Source organism: Burkholderia sp. SCN-KJ, from assembly GCF_024656005.1.
GTDB lineage: Bacteria > Pseudomonadota > Gammaproteobacteria > Burkholderiales > Burkholderiaceae > Burkholderia.
This window is the reverse complement of sequence record NZ_JANKOG010000042.1, coordinates 16,575-35,371: the sequence shown is the minus strand read 5'-3', so window position 1 is coordinate 35,371 and position 18,797 is coordinate 16,575. Positions and strand designations below refer to the sequence as shown.

Here is an 18,797-nt window from a genome sequence, read left to right as displayed (position 1 = left end):
AAACTATCGATAATTGAGATTATGTCAAATATGAAATTTACCCGAAAACACCCCTGAAATCCCCGCCGCACACCGCCCGAATCCGTCCTCACCGGTCACCCGCAGCCACCGTTTTTGCAGCGTGAACCCACCCTCAGCAAAACCCGCGGCACGCAATGCCCCCGACGGCCGCCCGTCAGACGCCGTCTCCAATCACCGCAAACCGCCCGCAACAGGACGATCAGGACAACCACATCCCCTGCATCTTGTGCGAGAAATGCGCGCGCTCGGCCGTCTCCATCAGCGACAGGAATTCATCCTGCATCATGTGGATCAGCGCTTCGTGGTCGCCGGCCTCGAAATACACTTCCGGCTGCTGCGCGAGATGTTCCTCGAGGAACGTCTTCATCCCGTACGCCATGCACACCGGCGGCAACGCGCCCAGGTCGCAATCCTTGAAGAGTTCGCGCAGTTCGATTTCCCTGGCGAGCACGAGATGGCGGCCGGTCTTGACCCAGAGGTCCGACAGCCGCACCGCGTGCGACGTCGGCAACACGGCGGCGACGTAGCCTTCGTCGTCCTCGAGCAGCACGGTTTTCGCGAGGCGATCGCCGGGGATATGCGCGGCGGCGGCCGTCTCCATGCTGGTATGGCTATACGGGTGGTACACGACTTCGTACCGCGATGACTTCTGGCGCAGGCAATCCTGCAGGGTGGCTGATACAGGCATGGCACACCTCTCTGGACGAATCGGACGAACGAAGTTCGCTCCGGGTTTGTTCAGCATAGGTCGCATTGCGGCCAATGGAAACGCCCTCGCACGGCGCCCGCACCGACGCTCGCCCCGGCTTCGGCCCCCTTTTTCCGGCGCGCGCAATCCGGGCCCGGAATCCGCATGGAACATGTCTGCCTGCCCCCGCCTTTCCTGAAGACACAACGAGACGCAACGGGCGGTAACGGTTCTCGTACGAGGACCCCACCACATGTGACGGCGGATCCGCGCCAGACCGTTAGTTGCATTTTAAGGAAGAACGTCGAGACCTGAAAACCGTCGTCATCGGCCGCCGGGGATCGGCCGGCCACGCACCCACGAGGCCGCCGCAAACCGCGCCGACAAAGACGGAACCTCGCCCTATACTGAGCCAACACCCGCCATCCCGCGGCGGCCGATTCCGGGAGCGACCATGCACTACCAGCTGATCTACGAACTCGTCGACGATTACCTGTCCCGGCGCGAACAGTACCGCGCCGAGCATCTCGCACTCGCGCGGGCGGCAACCGAACGCGGCGAACTCGTGCTCGCGGGCGCGTTGCAGGATCCGGCCGACCAGGCCGTGCTCGTGTTCGAAGGCGATTCGCCAGAAGCCGCCGAATCGTTCGCGCGCGCCGATCCCTACGTGCAGAACGGCCTCGTCAAGTCCTGGCGCGTCCGTCCGTGGCGCGTCGTGGTCGGCAAGCACGCCCCGCGCTGACGGTGCACGGGGCCACGGCTACAGCCACCCCGCCCGCTTGAAGCGCCACCACAACGCGAGATCGGCTACGACCATCACGGCGATGCAGCCGTAGAAGCCGTACTTGAGGTGCAGTTCGGGCATGTTCGCGAAGTTCATCCCGTAGATGCCGGCGATCATCGTCGGTATCGCGAACAGCGCGGCGAACGAGCCGAGCCGCTTGGTCACCTCGTTCTCCGCGAGCGAGATCATCCCGAGATTGACCTGGATCGCGGTCACGACCATCTCGCGCCGCCCTTCGATCGTCTTCACGATCCGCTGCAGGTGGTCGTACACGTCGCGGAAGTAATGCTCCATCCCGCTGCAGACCTGCGGAATGCGTCCGCCGGTGAGCTTCGCGAGCGGCTCGATCAGCGGCGCCGTGTGCTGGTGCAGCATCACGAGCCGGCGTTTCAGCGAATAGAGATCCTCGATGATCGCGCGCGACGACGCGGGCGTGGCCTTGGTGAAGATGCGGTCCTCGAGTTCCTCGAGCTCGTTGCCGAGCGTCTCGAGGATCGGGAAATAGCGGTCGACGACCTGGTCCATCAACGCATAGAACACGAATGCCGACCCTTCCTGCAGCAGATGCGGCTCGCGCTCGCAGCGCTTGCGCACAGCGCGGAAGTCCTGTTCGGTATGGTTGCGGATCGACAGCACGTAGTTCGGGCCGACGAACACGTTCAGCTCGCCGACATTGAATTCACCGTCGTGGTCGAGCTCGACCGTGTGCAGCACCGCGAACAGCGAATCGCCGTACTCCTCGATCTTCGGCCGCTGATGCCCCTTGCGAGCATCCTCGAGCGCGAGCTCGTGCAGCCCGAATTCCTCGCCCATCAGGTCGATCTCGTCCGGCGTCGGATCCTTCAGCGCGACCCATACGAAACACTCGGGTTTCGACACGTATTCGCTGATGGCGTCGATATCGATATCGGCCAGCTTGCGGCCGTCCTGGTATGCAGCACAGTTGATCAGCATGATGTCCGTCATATTGCCGTTATCGCACCAGTTTACCGGTTTGCCGCACGGGCGGCCCGGCTTGCGCGGCACGCCGATATTGGTCATGATCGGATTGCGTGCGCCGCGGCTCGCGCACGGCATCGCTTCGACAAGTGCACGGCACGGCCGTGCCGCCCAACCTTCAAGGAGACAGACCCATGTGGTATTTCTCGTGGATACTCGGCATCGGCGTGGCGCTCGGCTTCGGCATCATCAACGCGATGTGGCTTGAGGCGGAAGTGTTCTCGCGCGACGGCAAGCGCACCGCCGCACCACGCGCGGATTCGGGGAGCCGGTATTCGTGACACACCTGGTGTTCTTCTGCGGTCATGCCGGCACCGGCAAGACCACGCTCGCGAAGCGGCTGATCGGGCCGCTGATGCGCGCGACCGGCGAAGCCTTCTGCCTGCTCGACAAGGACACGCTCTACGGCCGCTACAGCTCGGCCGCGATGGGCGCCCTCACCTCCGATCCGAACGACCGCGACAGCCCGCTCTACCTGAAGCATCTGCGCGATCCCGAATACCAGGGCCTGCTCGACACGGCCCGCGAGAACCTCGCGCTCGGCATCGGCGCGCTCGTGGTCGGCCCGCTGTCGCGCGAAGTGCGTGACCGGCGCATCCTCGACCGCACGTGGCTCGGCATCGGGCCGGACGTCGCGCTGACGGTCGTGTGGGTCCATACCTCGGAAGACGTCGCGCACCAGCGGATCGTCGCGCGCGGCAATCCGAACGACGCGTACAAGCTCGCGCACTGGGACGAATACCGGCAACGCCGCTTCGTGCCAACCGGCCACGAATGCGACGGCATCGTGATGTTCGACAACACCGCACCGTCCGACGCGGACATCGATGCGCTGCTGTACCGCATCGTGCCGCCCCCGCCGGCGGCAACGATCGTCCCGCCGCTGCCCGCCTGAGCGGCGCGCACCGCCCTGCTCTTCGTCGCTTCACCATGTCGCATGAAGGCATCGCGACGCAACGTGTCGATTCGGCCGACGCCAATGCGATCCGTAAAGCCGTGACGGGCTTCGACGCGCTCGTCAAAAAAAACGCCGGAAGCGCTGTTGCGCTCCCGGCGTCGCACGGCCCTCGTGCCTGGGACCGATCGTCAGGCGACTTCGTGCACGCGCTCCATCGTGCCGCCTTCGTACAGCTTGCCGAAGCGGTTCGCGAGGAACGCCTTCAGCGACACCTTTTCCTGCGGGATGAAACCGCTTTGCGGCAGCTTCTTTTCGCGGAACAGATCCAGCACCGCGCACATCGCGCCGGCCGTCGTGATCTGGATGGCGCTCATGTGCATCCCGCACACGTCCTTCGCGAAGATCTTGCGGGTGAACACGTCCTGCACGAGCTGGCCGTCCTTCACGCCCGTCACCGTGACGAACACGAGCACGACGTCCTGCTTCGTCGACGGCACCGCGCGGCGCATGATCGACTTCAGCGTGTCGCGGTCGCTCGACAGGCGCAGGTCCTCGAGCAGGAACTGCACGAGTTCGCGGTGGCCCGGATAGCGCACCGACTTGTAGTCGAGCGTCTCGACCTTGCCCGACAGCGTCTCGCACAGCGTGCCTAGGCCGCCCGACGTGTTGAAGGCTTCGTATTCGGTGCCGTCGAGCGAGAAATGCTCGAGGCCTTCGAGCGGCTGCACCCACTGCTTGCGACCGTCGCGGATCGCTTCGCACGGCTGGCAGTATTCGTTGATCAGGCCGTCGACGCTCCACGTCAGGTTGTACTTCAGCGCGTTGGTCGGATACTCGGGCAGCGCGCCGACGCGCATCTTCACGTCGCGCACTTCGCTGAAGCCGTTCACGAGCTCGTGCGCGGCGATGCCGATGAAGCCCGGTGCGAGGCCGCACTGCGGCATGAACGCGCGGTCCGAACCGTCGGCCAGTTCGCGGATCGCGTGGGTCGCACGCACGTCTTCGGTCAGGTCGAAGTAATGGACGCCGGCCGCCTTCGCCGCCGCGGCGACGTTGACCGCCAGGTAGTACGGCAGCGCGTTGACGAGCGCATCGAAGCCCTTCACGGCTTCACGGATCGCATTGGCGTCGGCCGAATCGACACGTTGCGTCGCGATGCCTTCACGCGACAGCTTGGCGAGCGCATCAGCGTCACGGTCGAACGCGACGACTTCGTAGTCGCCCGTTTCACGCAGCATGTGAGCAATGGTGTGGCCGATCAGACCTGCGCCGACGATGGCGATTTTCATGCGCTTATCTCCTGATGATGGGTTTGGTGTTGGTGTACGGCGTCGAGCCATGAACACAGTTTACGGACGTGCAAAATCAGTTCCAAGACGAAGAATGATGCGAAACGACCGATACTTTCGACGAAATGACTACGTATTTCGTCACAACGACCAAATCATCTAAAAAACGCGTATACGACTGCCGCAGGCGGGCCGCGGTCGACGCGTGTGGACGCATGGGGACGGACAGGAAGGAACACGCAAGGCGGGACATGGCAGGCAAATGAATCGTTGTGCGCGCCCGGGCACGCATTCGACACAACGACGCGCGCGTGCAGACGCGCGAGGCAACGCCCCGCCGCGAGCGCAGGCGGCGGGCATCAACGCATCAAGGGAAGGGAAAGGAGGAAAAAACCTGCGCGACGCATCGAATCGCGCCGCGGCGTCACACGCGACACCGCATGCGACGCGTCATCCGCCGATCGTGCCGCGATCGATCTTGCGCGACAGAATGATCGACGTCGTCGTGCGCTCGACGCCTTCGAGCGTGCCGATCTGGTCGAGCAGGTCGTTGAGCCGTTCCGGCGAATCGGCACGCAACCACGCGACATAGTCGTATTCGCCGCTCACCGCGCACAGCAGCTGCACCTCGGGCATCCGGTCGAGCTTGCGCAGCACGTCCTTGCCGAACTTCGGCGTGAGAATGATGCCGACGTACGCGTAAATGCTCGCGTCGAGCACGTCTTGACCGAGCCGCACGCTGTAACCGGCGATCACGTTGGTACGCTCGAGCCGCGCGATGCGCGCGACGACCGTCGTGCGGGCAACGTCGAGCTGTCGCGCGAGATCCGCGACGCTTGCGCGCGCATCCGCTTGCAGCAGCGCGACGAGTTGCCGGTCGAGGTCGTCGAGTTGGTCGAGGCGAGGAGGACGCATGAGGCTGGGCCGGCGTGCAACGCGCCGGCGAAATGGAACGTGACGCGATGATAGCGCCGAACGCCGGTGCGCCCAAACGGCATCGCACGCGGTCACGGGCTCACGCGTTCGCATCGCCCCGCCTCGTTCGCGCGCGGCGCCCGACGCGCCGATCGAACACCCTCGATCGTCGGCCTTCGCCATGCCCCTTTCAATTTCGATTCGTATCGGATGTAAGCAAGTGTCGCTTTCGCTGCTGCACTGCACGCAACGTGCTACTAATAAGGTGCGACGCGAGATGCGCGCTCGCGGCACTGCCCGCCGCGCCCGCTCGCACGACACCACCCCGGAGAGCCAACCATGAAGAAAATCTCGCTCACCCTCGCTACGCTCGCCGTTGCGGCCAGCGCATTCGCGCAAACCCCGCCGCAACCGCAAACGCCCGCTCCGGCACCGGCAACGGCGTCGTCGGCCCCGAGCGCCGAACAGCGTGCCGCGCGCCACGAAGCGCGCATCGAGCAGCGCATCAAGTACCTGCACGACCAGTTGAAGATCACGTCGGCGCAGGAACCGCAATGGAAGACGTTCGCCGAAACGATGCGCGAGAACGGCGACACGATGGGCCGCCTCTATCGCGCCCGGATGGAAAGCCACGACGTGTCCGCGGTCGACGACATGAAGCAGTACGCGGAACTCGCGCAGGCGAACGCGGACGGCGCGAAAAAGCTCGCCGACGCATTCGCGCCGCTCTACGAGCGCTTCCCGGCCGACCAGAAGGCGCTCGCCGACACGACGTTCCGCAGCTGGCTGCACCATGGCGGCGAACACCGTGGCAAGGGCAAGGCCGCGAGCAAGGAAGGCAAGGCAGCAGCCGCGCCGGCCGCCAGCGCGCCCGCGCAACCCTGACGTCCGCCCCGCCGGCGCCGCGCTGCCCGTGCGGGCCGAACGGTGCCGCGCATCCCGCGGGAATCCGGCGCGTCACACGGCGCGCCGGATTCGGGATAAGCTCCCGGCTTTTCCCGCACTTCCCCCCTGCCATGCTCGAACTCAAGCACCTCGATCTGCGTACCGACCCGCAGGCCCGTCGCGTCGTGAAGGATGAAACCGTCACGGTCGCATTCGCGGATGCCGACGGCGAACTGATGAGCCTCGAAGGCCCGAACCGCTATGTCGCGGGCGACGCGCTGATCACCGGCTCGACCGGCGACCGCTGGGTCGTGTCGCGCGCGCGCTTCGACGCGAAGTACCTGCCCGCCGATCCGGCGCTCGCGCACGGCGCGCCGGGCGCCTACCGGAACCGGCCGGCCGTCGTGCTCGCCCGCCGCATGGACGAGCCATTCACGATCGCCCGCTCGGAAAACGGCGACACGCTGCGCGGCATCGCCGGCGACTGGGTCATGCAATATGCACCCGGCGACTATGGCGTCGTGCAGGCGCAGCGCTTCGCGCAGGTTTATCGCGACGCGTAAGCGCGCGTCGCGTGACACGCGCCGCGCCGGCATCGTGCCGGCGCGCGCCGGCGTCGCCGCTCACGCAAAGTCTTCGTCGAGTTCGAGTTCCGCGGTGCGCTCGACGGCTTCACCCGCCGCGTGCCGCTCCTCGAGCGAGCCCAGCATCGCTTCCGTGTAGGCATGCAGCACCGCATGGCTGCGGGCGCGCTGCATCGGCCTGAGCGCCAGATAGCGCGCCAGCGCGGCCGGCACGATGCGGATATCGAGCGTCATCCGTTTCGGCGTCGAACCGAAACGCATCGCGAGCCACTGCACGGACAGGAAGCGCCCGCGTTCGTCGCTGCTTTCGGCAAAACGCGTCTGCTCCGGAAAGAGATCGCAGATCACGCGCGCGAGCGCGTCGAATTCGGCGCTTGCGCATTCGATCAGATAGTCGTCCATTCCGCCTCTCCCGTCAGGCCGCCGCACGCGGCGACCGGCACGTCTTCACCAGCACGGCGACCAGGATCGCGGCCAGCACGAAATACACGGCCTCGAGCGATCCGGCCGGCAGCACGCGCACCTGGTACAGCAACGCCGGTGCGGCCGCCAGCGCATGCAGCACGATCGCGAGCGGCAGTACGCCCGCGCGGCCGGCACGCACGCCGCGCCAGACCAGCACCGACAGCGCGAGCTGCACCGCGAACGCCGCGCAGCGCTCGATCAGCAACAGCAGGATCGACTGTGCCGACAGCGTCGCCAGCATCACGTGCAGCCGCACGACGGTATCGCCCGGCAGGTCCGCGAGCTGCGTCTCGAGCTGCCCGCGGCTCGCGAGCCACGCGAGATACGACCACTGGCCCCAGACGAGCACGCCGACGAACCAGGCTTCGGCACCGGCATGGCCGATCCCGTAGCCGATGCCGCGCCCGTCGCCGGCCGACGCGCCGTAGCGGCGGTTCAGGAACCGGAACCCGAGATAACGGCCGACTTCCTCGAACACGGCGGTCGCGAGCGCGCTGTACGCGACGAATGCGAGCGGCTGCGTGAGCCAGCCTCCGGCGGGCGTCTGGCTCAGCACGAGGCCATGGAATGCGCGTTCGACGATCATCGCGAACAGCGTGAAGACGGCGACGCCGACGATCGTGTCGCGGCGGTCGAGCGCAAGCGGCTTGCGCAGGGTACGGAAGAGAACGAACGGCAGTAGCGCGATGATCAGCGTGGCGGCGATCAGCACCGCCAGCGTGACGGGAGCGACAGTCATGAATTTCCTTGTTCGGGGCAGCGCACCTGACGCGCCGCGTGCCCCGCATGATACTCAGCTTGCGGTCGACGCGCGCGCAATCAGCTCGCCCGGCAGCATCGCGACGCGCACGTCGCCGACCGCGCCGTCGATGCGCTCGTGCACGAATTCGACGGCCTTGTAGCCGATCTCGTAGGTCGGCTGACGGATCGTCGTGATGCCGATCAGCTCGGCCCACTCCGGATCGTCGATCGACAGCAGCGCGGCCTTTTCCTGCCATGCGGCGCCGAAGCGGGCGCGCAGGTGGCGCGCGATCGCGAGCGCGACCGGCGCGTTCGCGGCGAACAGCGCCGCCCGCACGCCGCGCTGCGTGGCCGCGTCGACGCGCGCGTCGAGGTCGGCGAGCGCCACGGCGGCCGCGGCCGGCTCGTTCAGGTCGAGCACGACCGTCGGCGGCACCGGCAGCCCGCGCGCGTCGAGCGCCGCGCGGAACGCGGCCTCGCGCAGGCGCCGCGAGCTGACGCGCTCGAACGGCTGCACGACGAAATGAATCGCATCGAAGCCGCGCGCGATCAGGTGCGCGAGCGCCGTCTCGATCGCATCGGTGTTGTCGAGCCCGATCAGGTCCGCCTCGAAGCCCTCGACCGTGCGGTCGACGAGCACGGCCGGGATGCCGCCGCCGCGCAGCGGGCGCAGCACGTCTTCCTCGGCGCCGAGCGCGTTGACGATCAGCCCTTCGACCCGGTAGGTCGTGAGCAGCTGCAGGAAGCGCCGCTCCATCTCGACTTCATTCGCCGCGTGGCAGATGAGCGGCATGTAGCCGAGCGCGTGGCACGCGGCCTCGACGCCCAGCAGCACTTCGACGGTATAGGGATTGGTCAGGTCGGCCGCGAGCATGCCGAGCAGCCGGTTGCGGCCGCGCTTCAGCCCGCGCGCCATCTGGTTCGGCCGGTAGTTCAGGCGCGCGATCGCCGTCTCGATCCGCTGGCGCAGATCGGCGGACAGCACGTGCGTCTCGCCGTTCAGATAGCGCGAAACGCTGGTCTTGCCCGTGCCGGCTTCGCGTGCGACGTCGCTGATCGTCGCCGGACGCTGCGTGGAAGGTTGCGAATCGCTCAAGTCGTGCCTCGCGACGTACGATCCGCGCCGCTTCGTGTGCGGACGGACCTTTGTTGTTGGATACGAACGCCCCCCGGCGCACGCCGCCGCTCCCCTGCTTCGCGGGCGATCGAAACCGGCGCCTTCGCGCCCGCTCCGCTCGCCCGACACGCACGGCGATCGGCCGCACCGGGCTGGCACGGATGTCCGTCGCCGGACGCCGCCGGCCGCGTGGCCGGGTCGTCGATGCGCGACGAGCGGGCGATCATAACGCAGCCTGCCCTCCCGCACCAAGACCATCGACTCTAACTGCGGCGGCGGCCCGCCGGTCGGCCGCCGCCGCTCAGACGCGCGCGAGCGCGTCCGGATTGACGAGATTCGTGCGCAGCGTGCCGGCCAGCGCGCCGACCAGGTTTTCCGCGGCGCAGCGCGCCATCGCATGGCGCGTCTCGTGCGTCGCCGAGCCGATATGCGGCAGCGCGACGACGTTGCTCATCCGCAGCAGCGGCGAGTCCGCCGCCAGCGGCTCCTTCTCGAACACGTCGAGCCCCGCGCCGCGGATCGTGCCCGCCCGCAGCGCGTCGATCAGCGCGGCCTCGTCGACCACCGGCCCGCGCGACGCGTTGATCAGGATCGCGCCGCGCTTCATCTTCGCGAATTCGGCCGCGCCGATCAGGTGATGCGTTTGCGGCGACAGCGGCACCTGCAGGCACACGAAGTCCGACTGCGCGAGCAGCTCGTCGAGCGTCACGCGGCGGGCGCCGTACTGCGTCTCGGCTTCGGCGTGCGCGGCACGGTTCGTGTACAGCACCTGCATCCGGAAGCCGAGCGCCGCGCGGCGCGCGACCGCGCCGCCGATCCGCCCGAGCCCGACGATGCCGAGCGTCTTGCCCTGCACGTCGGTGCCGTACAGATCGGGGCCGATGCTGCGCTGCCAGTGGCCGGCCTTCACCCACTCCGCCAGTTCGACCACCCGCCGCGCGGACGCGAGGATCAACGAGAACACGGTATCGGCGGTCGATTCGGTCAGCACGTCGGGCGTATGCGCGAGCACGATCCCGCGCCGCGTGAGATCCGCGACGTCGAAGTTGTCGTAGCCGACCGAGATCGTCGACCAGGCCTTCAGCCGCGGCGCGCGATCGAGCATCTGCGGCGTGACCTTCAGGCTCGCGCCGATCGCGCCGTCCGCGTCGCCGAGGGCGTCGGCGAGCGCGTCGGCGCCGTCGGCCTGCACGAGCTCCGCATGCTCGCGCAGGTACGCGAGCACGTCATCGGGCAGCGGCTTGTACGCGACGATACGAGGCTTCATCGTTTTCATTTTCCTTGCAGCGGCGTCGCGAGCGGGTGCGCATCGCGCGCCTGGGGTTTGACGGACAGCGTGAGGATCACCGCGGCGACGAGCGCGACGCTCATGAACGCATACGATGCGACGGGCGACCCGGTCGCCCCGTTCAGGTAGCCGACGAAATACGAGCCGACGAACGAGCCGAGCGCGCCCATGCTGTTGATCAGCGCCATCGCGCCGCCGGCGACGTTCCTCGGCAGCAGTTCCGGCACGATCGCGAAGAACGGGCCGTACGGCGCGTACATCGCGGCGCCCGCGACGACCAGCAGCGCATACGAGATCCAGAAATGCGACGAGCCGAGCGCATACGACGCGGCGAACGCGGCCGCGCCGACCAGCAGGAACGGCCACACGAAGCCACGGCGCGAGCCGACCTTGTCGGACGCCCACGACGCGACCAGCATCGCGATCGTCGCCGCGAGGTACGGCAGCGCCGACAGCCAGCCGGTCGCGACCATCCCGAGCTCGGAGCCGTTCTTGACAATCGACGGCAGCCACAGCACGAAGCCGTACACGCCGATGCTCCAGCAGAAGTACTGCGCGCACAGCTTGATCACGGCCGGCGAGCGGAACGCCTCGCCGTAGTTGCGCACGGGCTTGATCGCCGCCTGTTCGGCCGCGAGCGCGGCGTCGAGGTCGCGCTTTTCCTGCGCGGTGAGCCACGGCGAATCGGCCGGCTTGTCCTGCACGAGGAACCACCAGCATACGGCCCAGATGATGGCCGGCACGCCTTCGGCGATGAACATGTGGCGCCAGCCGAATTCGTGCACGAGATAGCCCGACACGATCGACATCCACAGCACCGTGACCGGGTTGCCGAGGATCAGGAACGTGTTCGCGCGCGAGCGCTCGTTCTTCGTGAACCAGTTGCTGATGTAGATCAGCATCGCGGGCATCACCGCCGCCTCGACCACGCCGAGCACGAAGCGGATCGCCATCAGCGACGGAATGTTGGTGACCACCCCCGTGAGCGCCGCGCACGCGCCCCACAGCACGAGGCTGGCGAACACGAGCTTCTTGACGCTGCGGCGCTCCGCATAGATCGCGCCGGGAATCTGGAAGAAGAAGTAGCCGAGGAAGAACAGCGCGCCGATCAGCGACGACAGGCCCTTGCTGATCCCGAGGTCCTGGTTGATGCCGGCGGCTGCAGCGAACCCGTAGTTCGCGCGGTCGAGGTAAGCGAGGCTGTAGGTGATGAACACGATCGGCATGATCGTCCACCAGCGTCGTGCTGCGAGATTGGCTGCCATCAGAGTGTCTCCTTGGGTGATCGGAGTGGGCGGGTCAAACGCCCGGCTCCGCTCCCGTCCTTTCGGGAATCGACCGGCGTCGGCGCGATGGCGCCTGCTCCGGCCTCATGCAAAACCGTGCACGAAGCACGAGTTGGGTCCGCGGATTGTGCCGTGTCCGGCCTCTCATTGCGCGGTGACGGTTTCCTCTAGGCGATCGGCGCGATTGCTGACGTTTTCGAGCCGATCGAGCGCCGCGCGGGTCGGCAAGCCTTCCGAATCGCCGATCATCTGGATCGCGAGCGCCCCGATGCGATTGCCGCGCGCGACCGCCTGCTCGACGGAGCGGCCTTCCAGCAGCGCGCTGACCACGCCGACCGCGAAGCCGTCGCCGGCGCCGACCGTGTCGACCACGTTCGCGACACGCTCGCCCGCCACCGTGCCCGCGCGGCCGTCGGCCGTGCGGAAGTACGCACCGTCGGCGCCCAGCTTGATCACCACGCCGCGCGCGCCTTGTGCCAGGTAGAAGCCCGCGATGTCGGCCGGCGTGTCGTGCCCGGTGAGCTGCTGCCCTTCGGCAAGGCCGGGCAGCACCCAGTCGGCGAGCGACGCGAGCGCGTTCAGCGTCTTCGCCATCACGTCGGCGGACGGCCACAGCGTCGGGCGCAGGTTCGGATCGAACGAGATCGTCTTGCCGGCCGCACGCATTTCGCGCGCGAGCCGGAACGCAAGCTCGCACGACGTCGCGGAGATCGCGGGTGCGACGCCCGTCAAATGCAGGTGCCGTGCGCCGAGCACGTAGTCGGCCACGTAGTCGTCGCACGACAGGTGGCTCGCGGCCGAGCCCTTGCGGAAATATTCGACGGTCGGGTCGCTGCCGTCGTCGTTGCGCGACTTCAGCTGGAAGCCGGTCGGATAGCGCGGATCGACGGTCACGCACGACGCGTCGATGCCTTCGCGCGCGAGCGTGTCGAGCACGTAGCCGCCGAACGAATCGCGGCCCACCCGGCTCATCCAGCCGACCCGGAAGCCGAGCCGCGACAGGCCGATCGCGACGTTCAGGTCCGCGCCCGCGATCCGTTTCGTGAATTGCGCGGCGTGCGCGAGGTGGCCGGGCTCGGCGGCGACGAACATCGCCATCGCCTCGCCGTAGGTCACGACATCGAGTGCTGCCTTCATGAGTGCATTCCTCCGTATCCTTCGGGCGTCACGCGGCGGCGAGCCACGCGACGCGCCGGCCGGCATCGCCCGCCAGGTCGGCCGCATCGAACGGGAATTCGATGCCGCGCGGCGCCGCTTGCGGCAGGACCGCGAGCACGCCCGTGACGAGCGGGTCGCCCGGCGCCGGCGCCACCGCGAAACGGCGCGCGCCCTCGCCAGCGACTGCCTTGCAATGAATGTATTCCACATGCGGCGCGAGTGCGTGCGCGCATGCGAGCGGCGCCTCGCCCGGCCACTGCCAGTTGCCGATGTCGAACGTCATGCCGAGCGCATCGAGCGCGCCCGCCTCGGCCAGCGCCGCGAACAGCCCGCTGAATTGCGCGAGCGCGCCGCCCATCGGTAGCTGGCCGTTCTCGACCACCACGCGGGCACGCGCGCCGCGCGACAGCGCGACGATCTCGGCCGCGTGCGCGTTGCCGGCGAAGCCGCCGAGCTGGAACTTGACGAAGCGCGCGCCGAGCGCGTCGGCTTCGACGAGCGTGTCGCGCAGCGCGTCGGTATCGAGCGCGCCGGTTTCCGTGTACAGCGTGGCCGGCGTCGAATAGACCGACCACAGCCCTTGCGCGGCGAGTGCCGTGCCGAGTTCGGCCAGCGCGCCGGGCGCCGCGTCGTCGTCCGATGCGAACAGTTCGCGCCGCACCTCGAAGCCGGTCGCACCGGATGCCGCCGCGGTCGCGATGAATGCACGGTGGCCCTCCTGACGCACGCGGTCCATCCCGAATGCGCTCGCCACGATCACGATGTCTGCCATGTCTGCCCTTTTTTCTCCGGAATGGAACCGGTTCCATTTGCTTGAGACGGATGGTGCGCTTCACCCCGGGCGCACGCCATAGAGGAAATCCCTAAGGACGGCCGCCGCACGAGCGTGGGCAAGCGCATGTGCAGCCGGCGTTGCCGGGCCGGCTTCGGGCGCCTATCCGGCATCGTGCGCCAGGCTCGTTTCGAGGAACTGGGCGGCCACGCGCGACGGCGCCGCGCCGTGCGGCACCAGGATCGAGAAATGACGCGTGAGCGGCGCGGGGGCGAGCGAGCGCGGCACGAGCACCGCATCCTCGTGACGCAGCGACATCGCGGACACGAAGCCGACGCCCATCCCCGCGCGCACGGCCTCCTTCACGGCCTCGACACCGGCGATCTCGAATGCGACACGCATCGGCGCGCCGCCGTGCGCGAACGCGCGTTCCACGAGCTGCCGCACGCCGGAGCCCTCCTCGCGCAGCACGAGCGGATGCGCGGCGAGTGCCTCGAGCGTGACGCCGGCTGCGTACTCGGGCGCGGCGAGCGCATGCCCGGCCGGCACGACCGCGACGATCTCGTCCTCGTGCCATGCATGCACGGCGGTGCCGGGCGGCAGCGCCTCGCCGGGCGGCCCTTCGATCATCGCAATGTCGAGCGATGCCAGCGCGGCGACCACGTCGGCCGTGTTGCCGCTCATCGTGTGGATCGCCACCCGCGGCACACGCGGCTGGAACGCCGCGATCAGGTAAGGCAGCAGGTAGCTGGCCGGCGTCGTGCTCGCGCCGATCCGCAGCGTGCCGGCGTCGAGCCCGCGCACCGCGTCGCGAAACGCGCGCGCCTGCGCGAACGTGTCGCGCTGGGCCTTCGCGTACTGCGCGAGCTGCTCGCCGACCGGTGTCAGGCGGATGCCGCGGCCGTCACGCTGGTACAGCGGCTCGCCGAACTCGTCCTGCAGCAGCCGCAGCTGGCCCGACACGGCCGGCTGCGACAGATGCAGCGCCACGGCAGCGCGGCTGATGTTCAGATGTTCGGCGACGGCCGCGAACGTTATCAGTTGATCCGGGGTCATGTGGATGAATTATCGGCTTTCCGGATAGTTTACGTCACAAATCACAATTTTTCATATCGATATAACAAAATTAGGATTAGGCCATCGCAACCTGTTTCATCACGGTGCCCCATGTCCACTGCTCCGACTCCCCATCTAAGCCACGCCGCGCCGTCGCTGCGCGGCCAGTTGAACGGCGTGCTGTTCGTCGCGCTGTTCGCCGCCGCCGTCACCAGCCTGTCCGAACTGCCCGCGATCGCCGGGCTCGGCCTGTCGCCGCTGATCGTCGGCATCGTCGCCGGTGCGCTGTACGGCAACGCGCTGCGCGACGGCATGCCCGCGAGCTGGGCGGCCGGCGTCAACTTTTCCGCGCGCAAGCTGCTGCGCATCGCGGTCGCGTTCTTTGGCCTGCGCGTGAGCCTGCAGGAAATCGCGCAGGTCGGCCTGCCGGGCCTGACGGTGTCGGTGCTGATCGTCGTCGGCACGCTTGCGATCGGCACCTGGGTCGGCATGAAGGTGATGAAGCTCGATCGCGACGCGGCGCTCCTGACCGCCGCCGGCAGTGCGATCTGCGGTGCGGCCGCCGTGCTCGCGTTCGAGTCGACGCTGCAGTCGAAGCCGCACCAGAGCGCGATGGCCGTGGGCAGCGTGGTGCTGTTCGGCACGCTGTCGATGTTCCTGTACCCGTTCGCGTATCACGCCGGCCTGCTCAACCTCGATCCGACCGGCCTCGGCCTGTTCTTCGGCGGCACGATCCACGAGGTCGCGCAGGTGGTCGGCGCGGCGAGCGACATCAGTCCGGAGGTCACGCACGTCGCGACCATCGTGAAGATGACCCGCGTGATGCTTCTGGTGCCGGTGCTGCTCACGCTCGGCTGGTGGCTCGCCCGCTCCGCGCGCTCGGCCGATGCGACCGCTGAAGGCGCGCAAGGCAAGCGCAAGGTGGCGGTGCCGTGGTTCGCGCTCGGCTTCCTCGGCTTCGTGATCGTCAATTCGCTGAACGTGCTGCCCGCCGACGTCACGCACACGCTGAACCTGCTCGATACCTTCGCGCTGACGATGGCGATGACCGCGCTCGGCATCGAGACCCGCGTATCCCAGATCCGCGAGGCCGGCCCGCGCGCGCTGACCACCGGCCTGATCCTGTACGTGTGGCTGATCGCCGGCGGCTACGCGATCACCTGGGCGGTACAGCACTGGCTTGGCTGAGCCGCGCAGCCACGCCGCGACACGCGCCGCGCCCGACGGGAAGGTCCCGTGGGCGCGGCGCAGTGCTATGCTTCGCGTCGTTTTCCTTCGTCCTCTTCATCACCCTCTTTCAGCCGTGCTCTCGTTCCTGCTGAAGCTGCGCACTCGCGCCCAGACGCTGTTCCGCCTGTCGGACGCCCATACAATGCTGATCTGGTCGGCCGTCGTCGGCGTCGGCGGCGCCTTCGCCACCATGGCGTTCCGCGAAGGCATCGACCTGATGCAGCAGCTGATCTCCGGGCACAGCGGCAGCTTCGTGCAGATGGCGAAAAGCCTGCCGTGGTACGTGCGCTTCTGGATGCCGGCCGCGGGCGGCTTCCTCGCCGGCTGCGTGCTGTTGCTCGCGACGCGCGGCGACAGGAAATCCGGCAACACCGACTACATGGAAGCCGTCGCGCTCGGCGACGGCGTCGTGCCGGTACGGCAGAGCCTGTGGCGCAGCGTGTCGTCGCTGCTGACGATCGGCAGCGGCGGCTCGATCGGCCGCGAAGGCCCGATGGTGCAGCTCGCGGCGCTCGCCGCGTCGCTGGTCGGCCGCTTCGTGCACTTCGACCCGCCGCGCCTGCGCCTGCTCGTCGCGTGCGGCGCCGCGGCCGGGATCACGTCCGCGTACAACGCGCCGATCGCCGGCGCGTTCTTCGTCTCCGAAATCGTGCTCGGCACGATCGCGATGGAGAGCTTCGGGCCGATGGTCGTCGCGTCCGTCGTCGCGAACATCGTGATGCGGGAATTCGCCGGCTACCGGCCGCCGTACGAGATGCCGGTGTTCCCGGCCGTGACGGGCGCCGAAGTGCTGCTGTTCGTCGTGCTCGGCGCGCTGTGCGGCGTGCTCGCGCCGCAGTTCCTGCACCTGCTCGATGCGTCCAAGAACCAGTTCAAGCGGCTGCCCGTGCCGCTGCCGGTGCGGCTCGCGCTCGGCGGCCTCGTGGTCGGCGTGATCTCGGTGTGGATTCCGGACGTGTGGGGTAACGGCTACAGCGTCGTGAACCACATCCTGCATGCGCCGTGGACCTGGCAGGCGCTCGTCGCGGTACTGGTGTTCAAGGTGATCGCGACCGCCGCGACCGCAGGCTCCGGCGCGGTCGGCGGCGTGTTCACGCCGACGCTGTTCGTCGGCGCCGTGTTCGGTTCGCTGTTCGGGCTCGCGATGCACGCGCTGTGGCCCGGCCACACGTCCGCGTACTTCGCGTATGCGATGGTCGGGATGGGCGCGTTCCTGGCCGGCGCCACGCAGGCGCCGCTGATGGCGATCCTGATGATCTTCGAGATGACGCTGAGCTACCAGGTCGTGCTGCCGCTGCTGGTGTCGTGCGTGTTCGCGTATTTCGTCGCGCGCGCGACCGGCACGACGTCGATGTACGAGATCACGCTGCACCATCACCAGGACGCACAGGAACGGCTGCGGCTGCGCACCACCCAGATGCGCGAGCTGATCCAGCCCGCGCAGACGATCGTGCCGCTCACCGCGAGCGTCGCCGACATGACGCGCGTGTTTCTCGAATATCCGGTGAAGTATCTGTACGTGACCGACGACGCCGGGCGCTTCCGCGGCGCGGTCGCGCTGAAGGACATCACGTCCGACCTGCTCGACAAGCGCGACACGACCGACAAGACGGCCGCGCACTACACGCACACGCCGTTTCCGCTGCTCACGCCCGACATGCCGCTCGCGACCGCGCTCGAACGCTTCATGGCGTTCCAGGGCGAACGGCTGCCGGTGATCGAAAGCGAAGCCGAGCCGACGCTCGCGGGGGTCGTCTACAAGACGTCGCTGCTCGACGCGTACCGGCGGATGACCGGCGAGCGGTGACGGCGCCGGCCGGTCAACCGTCTGGCCGCCCGCATCGGCGCCCGGCCGTTCAGTCCGGCGCGCGCCCCAGCACGACCCGTGCGAAGAACCCCGCGAGCACCGATTCGGCCACGTCGGCCGACACGTGCTGCGGATCGGCCGTGTAATACGACTGCACGCCGTCGCACAGGCACATCAGGCCGAACGCGAGCGTCTCGGCCGGCAGCAGCAGCGGCGTGCCCGCGCGCTCGGCGAAGCGCTGGATGAATTCGGCCATCTGCAGCCGCTTGCCATGCAGGAACTGGTTGAAGCGCACGCGGAACTTCGCGTCACGCGCCGCCTGCAGCTTCGCCTCTCCCCACAGCAGCGAATATTCGTCGTCGCGAAACAGCGTCCGGTAGTACGCGAGCGCCATCGACTCCATCTGCTCGCGCGACCCGCCAATCTCGAAGATCGCCTCGAAATCGGCCCGCACCGAATCGTGGTCGCGCTCGAGCAATTCGAGCAGCAGTTCCGACTTGCTGCGGAAGTTCGAGTAGAACGCGCCGCGCGTGTAGCCGGCCGCAGCGGCGATGTCCTCGACGCTCGCCGCGACAAAGCCTTTCTTCATAAAGATCCGGTGCGCGGCAGTCAGCAGACGTTCGCGCGTCTGGTCCCTGCTCTGCTCGCGAGTTAAGCGCTGTGGTTTCATGGCGCGCAGTCTAGCACCAACTCCCTTTCAGATTCATCTTTGCACTCAGATACAGGTGTGTATTAGAATCCACCGCAGTTTCCGAACGACCTCGTTCGGCTGTGTTCGTGTGCGCCGGACTGGCGCCACTCGGGGCAGGCGCCT

General features: G+C 67.8%; 20 protein-coding genes. 7 read left to right on the top strand and 13 right to left on the bottom strand.

Annotated features, from left to right (window positions below; genetic code table 11):
- Positions 1-220: 220 nt before the first annotated feature.
- Positions 221-709 carry an aminoacyl-tRNA deacylase gene (locus tag NQV17_RS35610; protein WP_044848239.1) on the bottom strand — a complete coding sequence of 163 codons (489 nt, stop codon included), beginning with the start codon at positions 707-709 and terminating at the stop codon, positions 221-223.
- A 454-nt stretch (positions 710-1,163) separates the two neighbouring features.
- On the opposite strand from NQV17_RS35610, the gene NQV17_RS35605 reads away from it, so the two are divergent.
- Positions 1,164-1,451, top strand: a complete 288-nt coding sequence (locus NQV17_RS35605) for a YciI-like protein (protein ID WP_124485447.1) — start codon at positions 1,164-1,166, stop codon at positions 1,449-1,451.
- An 18-nt stretch (positions 1,452-1,469) separates the two neighbouring features.
- Here NQV17_RS35605 and corA read toward each other — a convergent pair whose 3' ends face one another.
- Positions 1,470-2,447 carry a magnesium/cobalt transporter CorA gene (gene corA, locus NQV17_RS35600; protein ID WP_257775838.1) on the bottom strand — a complete coding sequence of 326 codons (978 nt, stop codon included), beginning with the start codon at positions 2,445-2,447 and terminating at the stop codon, positions 1,470-1,472.
- 179 nt (positions 2,448-2,626) lie between these two features.
- On the opposite strand from corA, the gene cydX reads away from it, so the two are divergent.
- Both cydX and NQV17_RS35590 read left to right on the top strand, forming a co-directional pair.
- Positions 2,627-2,773, top strand: a complete 147-nt coding sequence (cydX, locus tag NQV17_RS35595) for a cytochrome bd-I oxidase subunit CydX (protein WP_257775837.1) — start codon at positions 2,627-2,629, stop codon at positions 2,771-2,773.
- Positions 2,770-3,387, top strand: coding sequence for an ATP-binding protein (locus NQV17_RS35590; RefSeq protein WP_044848242.1), 618 nt, complete (start codon positions 2,770-2,772; stop codon positions 3,385-3,387). The genes cydX and NQV17_RS35590 overlap by 4 nt, the downstream gene beginning before the upstream one ends.
- Before the next feature lie 191 nt (positions 3,388-3,578).
- On the opposite strand, the gene NQV17_RS35585 is transcribed toward NQV17_RS35590, so the two are convergent.
- Complete coding sequence (locus NQV17_RS35585; RefSeq protein ID WP_040144221.1) at positions 3,579-4,679, bottom strand: saccharopine dehydrogenase family protein; 1,101 nt, start codon at positions 4,677-4,679, stop codon at positions 3,579-3,581.
- Positions 4,680-5,129: 450 nt separating this feature from the next.
- A complete protein-coding gene (locus NQV17_RS35580) occupies positions 5,130-5,594 on the bottom strand; it encodes an Lrp/AsnC family transcriptional regulator (protein ID WP_006481526.1) in 465 nt (154 codons plus the stop codon).
- A 339-nt stretch (positions 5,595-5,933) separates the two neighbouring features.
- On the opposite strand from NQV17_RS35580, the gene NQV17_RS35575 reads away from it, so the two are divergent.
- Complete coding sequence (locus NQV17_RS35575; RefSeq protein ID WP_257775836.1) at positions 5,934-6,479, top strand: Spy/CpxP family protein refolding chaperone; 546 nt, start codon at positions 5,934-5,936, stop codon at positions 6,477-6,479.
- Between the two features lie 131 nt (positions 6,480-6,610).
- Positions 6,611-7,042 carry a PGDYG domain-containing protein gene (locus NQV17_RS35570; RefSeq protein ID WP_257775835.1) on the top strand — a complete coding sequence of 144 codons (432 nt, stop codon included), beginning with the start codon at positions 6,611-6,613 and terminating at the stop codon, positions 7,040-7,042.
- Between the two features lie 60 nt (positions 7,043-7,102).
- On the opposite strand, the gene NQV17_RS35565 is transcribed toward NQV17_RS35570, so the two are convergent.
- The 8 genes from NQV17_RS35565 to NQV17_RS35530 form a co-directional block, all read right to left on the bottom strand.
- Positions 7,103-7,465 carry a DUF3022 domain-containing protein gene (locus tag NQV17_RS35565; RefSeq protein WP_044848245.1) on the bottom strand — a complete coding sequence of 121 codons (363 nt, stop codon included), beginning with the start codon at positions 7,463-7,465 and terminating at the stop codon, positions 7,103-7,105.
- 13 nt (positions 7,466-7,478) lie between these two features.
- A complete protein-coding gene (locus NQV17_RS35560; protein WP_257775834.1) occupies positions 7,479-8,267 on the bottom strand; it encodes a YhfC family intramembrane metalloprotease in 789 nt (262 codons plus the stop codon).
- Positions 8,268-8,321: 54 nt separating this feature from the next.
- The gene (locus tag NQV17_RS35555) at positions 8,322-9,365 is read right to left on the bottom strand and encodes a LacI family DNA-binding transcriptional regulator (RefSeq protein WP_044848247.1); all 1,044 of its coding nucleotides are present in this window, start codon (positions 9,363-9,365) and stop codon (positions 8,322-8,324) included.
- Between the two features lie 322 nt (positions 9,366-9,687).
- Complete coding sequence (locus NQV17_RS35550; RefSeq protein ID WP_044848268.1) at positions 9,688-10,653, bottom strand: NAD(P)-dependent oxidoreductase; 966 nt, start codon at positions 10,651-10,653, stop codon at positions 9,688-9,690.
- 5 nt (positions 10,654-10,658) lie between these two features.
- Positions 10,659-11,939, bottom strand: a complete 1,281-nt coding sequence (locus NQV17_RS35545) for an MFS transporter (protein WP_044848248.1) — start codon at positions 11,937-11,939, stop codon at positions 10,659-10,661.
- A 165-nt stretch (positions 11,940-12,104) separates the two neighbouring features.
- Positions 12,105-13,097 (bottom strand): sugar kinase, encoded by a 993-nt coding sequence (locus NQV17_RS35540; protein ID WP_257775833.1) that lies wholly within the window; start codon positions 13,095-13,097, stop codon positions 12,105-12,107.
- Between the two features lie 28 nt (positions 13,098-13,125).
- Positions 13,126-13,890: a sugar phosphate isomerase/epimerase gene (locus tag NQV17_RS35535; RefSeq protein WP_257775832.1), complete on the bottom strand. Its 765-nt coding sequence runs from the start codon at positions 13,888-13,890 to the stop codon at positions 13,126-13,128.
- A 162-nt stretch (positions 13,891-14,052) separates the two neighbouring features.
- Positions 14,053-14,946 carry a LysR family transcriptional regulator gene (locus tag NQV17_RS35530; protein WP_257775831.1) on the bottom strand — a complete coding sequence of 298 codons (894 nt, stop codon included), beginning with the start codon at positions 14,944-14,946 and terminating at the stop codon, positions 14,053-14,055.
- Positions 14,947-15,057: 111 nt separating this feature from the next.
- On the opposite strand from NQV17_RS35530, the gene NQV17_RS35525 reads away from it, so the two are divergent.
- Complete coding sequence (locus NQV17_RS35525; RefSeq protein WP_257775830.1) at positions 15,058-16,134, top strand: YeiH family protein; 1,077 nt, start codon at positions 15,058-15,060, stop codon at positions 16,132-16,134.
- Positions 16,135-16,249: 115 nt separating this feature from the next.
- A complete protein-coding gene (locus NQV17_RS35520) occupies positions 16,250-17,983 on the top strand; it encodes a ClcB-like voltage-gated chloride channel protein (RefSeq protein ID WP_257775829.1) in 1,734 nt (577 codons plus the stop codon).
- A gap of 49 nt (positions 17,984-18,032) precedes the next feature.
- Here the strand turns inward: NQV17_RS35520 and NQV17_RS35515 are convergent, their stop codons facing one another.
- Complete coding sequence (locus NQV17_RS35515) at positions 18,033-18,653, bottom strand: TetR/AcrR family transcriptional regulator (protein ID WP_124485436.1); 621 nt, start codon at positions 18,651-18,653, stop codon at positions 18,033-18,035.
- Positions 18,654-18,797: the final 144 nt, after the last annotated feature.